Source organism: Mesorhizobium sp. M1A.F.Ca.IN.022.07.1.1 (assembly GCF_003997575.1).
GTDB lineage: Bacteria > Pseudomonadota > Alphaproteobacteria > Rhizobiales > Rhizobiaceae > Mesorhizobium.
Genome location: NZ_RZST01000605.1, coordinates 1 through 1,576 on the forward strand (window position 1 = coordinate 1; position 1,576 = coordinate 1,576).

Sequence of the window (1,576 nt, forward strand, 5' to 3'; positions counted from 1 at the left end):
CGCCGCCGCGCCGTCATCGCCGGTGAGCATGACTATTCGGGTAACCTTAGCGGCACGCAAAGCACACACGGCGTCGTGGGCATCCCCGCGCAGGGCATCGCCGAATGTGAAAATGCCGCCAAGCTTGCCATCAAGCGCCAGAAACACCCTGAGCACTTGCGCGTTGAGATATCGCACCTCGCCACTGTTGGCCCATTGAGGTAGTGACCTGTCCCCGACGACAAGCGACCTCGACCCTGCCGTGACCGCTAGCTGATCTATTTGACCCTGCAAGCCTTCTCCTCGGTATTCTTGAACATTATGAGGTTGGAAAAGCGACAGGCCTCTATGGCGAGCGATGCGAACAATCGAATCCGCAAGCACATGATGGGAAGCCTGCTCCAGCGAAGCCAACAGCCGCAGGAGTTCATCGGCGTCCTGGTTCGGAGCGACATCAATCTCGATTAGCTCGGCGCCGCCGATCGTCAACGTGCCTGTCTTGTCGAACTGCGGTGCGTATCTGGGCAAGTGCTTCCAGCGCCGTGCTGCCCTTCATCAGGATGCCGGCGCGGGCAGCGCGCGACACGCCGCCGATGAATGCAACGGGCGCCGCGAGGATCAGCGGACACGGTGTCGCGACCACCAATACCGCGAGAGCACGGATAGGGTCGGCGGAAAGATACCAGGCGATGCCGGCGACCAAAAGCGTGAGCGGAAGGAGCAGCAGGGCGAAGCGATCCGCGATGCGTATGAATGGTGCCTTGGCAGTTTGCGCGGCAGCGACCATGCGCACGATCGCGGCATAGGTACTGTCGAAGGCGACAGCCGATGCTCGCATGACAAATGCCTCGCCGGCGTTGACGGTGCCGCTGCGCAATGTATCGCCGGCGCTTCGCCGTTCCGGCAGCGGCTCTCCGGTAACGGCGGATTCATCGAGCAATGCCGAAGCATCGATCAGGGTGCCATCGACGGGTAGCAATTCGCCAGCGCGCACCAAAAGCTCTTGGCCGACGGCCACCTGATCGACCGAAACAGTCTTCGTGCCTTCTCGGGATCTAAGATGCGCCACGCGAGGCGCCCGGTCCGTCAGGGCCCTGAGATTTCGCTCTGCGCGCCCGCGTGCAAGATCTTCGAGCACTGTGCCGCCCGCATACATGATTGCGATGACTATCGCCGCCAAAGGCTGCGCAAGCAGCAGTGCCGCCGACATCGAAACAAGCGCGATGGCATCGACGCCGAGCCGACCAATCCAGAAATCCCGCAAGATCGAGACAGCGAGCGTGATAACCACAGGCAGGGTTGCCGCTGTCCAGACTGCGCCGGGCTGGATTGAGTCGAGGCCGCCTCGCCAGGCGACCAGCCCGATCGCCAGGCTCAGGATGGCGATCGCCAGCAGCGCCCGCCGTAGTGTCGTCTCGCTCATATGCGGCAGCCTTCAAAGTTCGCCGATCATCTCCGACAGCAAAAGCCGAACGTCCTTGGCAATGGCTGCAAGTTCCTGGTTGGCGATGGCTCCCATGGCGACGGCCGGATCGACAGCCGCCCCCTCCACTTTGCCGGGCGCAGACTCCGTCACGATGACGTTGCAGGGCAGCAT

The 1,576-nt window shown here is 62.5% G+C and carries 1 protein-coding gene and 1 pseudogene; both read right to left on the reverse strand.

What is annotated here, in order from left to right; all coding sequences use genetic code 11:
• Positions 1–468: pseudogene (locus EOA75_RS35440) on the reverse strand (HAD family hydrolase); the annotation flags it as partial.
• A complete protein-coding gene (locus EOA75_RS32680) occupies positions 434–1,402 on the reverse strand; it encodes an HAD-IC family P-type ATPase (protein WP_245466825.1) in 969 nt (322 codons plus the stop codon). The pseudogene EOA75_RS35440 and the gene EOA75_RS32680, both read right to left, overlap by 35 nt.
• Positions 1,403–1,576: the final 174 nt, after the last annotated feature.

Bases quoted from the DNA above. Each gene is read 5' to 3' on its own strand.
- EOA75_RS32680 (WP_245466825.1), bottom strand. From the start codon at position 1,402: ATGAGCGAGACGACACTACGGCGGGCGCTGCTGGCGATCGCCATCCTG.